The sequence below is a fragment of the Streptomyces musisoli genome, from assembly GCF_016741855.1.
Classification (GTDB): domain Bacteria; phylum Actinomycetota; class Actinomycetes; order Streptomycetales; family Streptomycetaceae; genus Streptomyces; species Streptomyces musisoli.
On the sequence record NZ_JAERRH010000088.1, the window covers coordinates 1 to 1,235 of the forward strand.

Annotated in this window: 2 protein-coding genes; both read right to left on the reverse strand. The window is 69.9% G+C overall.

What is annotated here, in order from left to right; translation table 11 throughout:
• Positions 1–65: 65 nt before the first annotated feature.
• Positions 66–290 (reverse strand): translation initiation factor IF-1, encoded by a 225-nt coding sequence (gene infA, locus JK361_RS40560; protein ID WP_201828238.1) that lies wholly within the window; start codon positions 288–290, stop codon positions 66–68.
• Positions 287–1,078 carry a GNAT family N-acetyltransferase gene (locus tag JK361_RS40565; RefSeq protein ID WP_201828240.1) on the reverse strand — a complete coding sequence of 264 codons (792 nt, stop codon included), beginning with the start codon at positions 1,076–1,078 and terminating at the stop codon, positions 287–289. Before JK361_RS40565 ends, infA begins: the two co-directional genes overlap by 4 nt.
• Between the last annotated feature and the right edge of the window lie 157 nt (positions 1,079–1,235).

Here is a 1,235-nt window from a genome sequence, read left to right on the forward strand (position 1 = left end):
CCCGGCCACGGAAAACGCCGTGACCGGCCCCCGGCATCAGCTACCGCGGAAGGTTCCGACCTGCGCTAATTGCGGTACCGGAACACGATCCGGCCGCGCGTCAGGTCGTACGGCGGGAGCTCGACCAGCACCCGGTCCTCCAGCATGATCTTGATGTAGTTCTTGCGGATCTTCCCGCTGATGTGCGCGAGCACCTGGTGGCCGTTCTCCAGCTCCACGGTGAACATGGCGCTGCGCAGGCACTCGACGACCCTGCCCTCGACTTCGACGACGTTCTTGTTCCTCGTCATCGCACCAGCTCCAGGTTGCTGCTCATCGGCCGGGCGCCGATACCCTCGAACAGTGCCGAGGCCGCCTGGTTGGACTCGTGCACTTCGGCCCAGGCCACGGCGGACCCGGAACGGTGCAACGTCCCCAGCGCGTGGGCCAGCAGCGCCCGCGCGATGCCCCGGCGCTGCTCGCCGGCCCGGACCGCGACCAGCCCGATGCGCGGCCGTTTCACCCTCACCACCCGGATCAGACCCAGGTAGCCCTCCGGCGCCGCGGCCACCGCATACTTCGACGGGTCGACGACGGTGTCGCCTTCGGGTCGGGGAATCACCTCCGCGGGCATCGACTGCCAGCCGACGCTCGCCTCGACTTCCTCACGGATCGCGCGGTCCACCGCCCGCAGCAGACGCTCGTCCGCCTGACCGGCGGGCACGATCGTCACGCCCGAGGGCGGCAGGACCGCGTCGAGCCCTGTGACCCGCGGGTCGGTCGGCACGGCGTACTCCCACTCGCGGCGCCGGACCGTGAAACCGGCCCGCCGCCAGCGGGCCGTCAGCTCGACGTCGGCTTCGTCGACCACCGTGTACAGCGGCGCCGGCAGCTGAGCCGGCATCGCCTCGGCGAGCCGGTCGAAGGCGGCGTCGTGCCAGGCGTCGATACTGACGAACAGGCGTCCGTCGGGCCGGTGCTCCGCATGCCCGCGGCCGACCACCAGGTCGTCGTCCAGCGCATGCCATTGCCCGTCCGCGACGCGCGTGACCACCACCGCGTTCTCGCTCAGACCAGACGTGAAAGGCTTCGTGTCCATCGGAGTCTCCCTCCAGGAGTGCCTCGATCTCAGGCGCTCCCGGCGACACCGAACGTCAGCCGCCGGACCGTGACGGGTTGAGGGAGCACCCACGGGTAACTGTGTTCACGGGGCTCACCTCCATACGACGACTTCACGGTCCACCGCGAAAGTAGCA

Coding starts and splice junctions, on each gene's coding strand:
- infA (WP_201828238.1), bottom strand. CDS start 290: ATGACGAGGAACAAGAACGTCGTCGAAGTCGAGGGCAGGGTCGTCGAG.
- JK361_RS40565 (WP_201828240.1), bottom strand. CDS start 1,078: ATGGACACGAAGCCTTTCACGTCTGGTCTGAGCGAGAACGCGGTGGTG.